The sequence below is a fragment of the Paraburkholderia sp. BR10937 genome (assembly GCF_040965695.1).
In the GTDB taxonomy this organism is placed as follows: domain Bacteria; phylum Pseudomonadota; class Gammaproteobacteria; order Burkholderiales; family Burkholderiaceae; genus Paraburkholderia.
Map to the genome: position 1 here is coordinate 1 of NZ_JBFRCL010000230.1, position 249 is coordinate 249.

Here is a 249-nt window from a genome sequence, read left to right on the forward strand (position 1 = left end):
GAAGCCCACGGTCAGCAGATTCTGTGCGGCGGCGGTCTGGATGCCGACGTTCCAGATGCTCGTCGCCTGCGCGACCACGATCATGATGCCCGCCGCGATGTTCGAGCGCTTGTCCACGCCGAACGCCAAAGCGCGGCAACAGCAGCAGCACGAGCCCGACGTAGGTGACGGAGGTGGTGTCGAACGGGTGCAGCTTGCCTTCGGTCGCCCAGAAGAGCAGCAGTCCGATGGACACCCCGAGCAGGCGCT

1 pseudogene is annotated in these 249 nt (G+C 65.9%); it reads right to left on the reverse strand.

The features are described 5' to 3' along the window. Positions 1 to 126 (reverse strand): annotated as a pseudogene (locus AB4Y44_RS42765) (anion permease); the annotation flags it as partial. Positions 127 to 249: the final 123 nt, after the last annotated feature.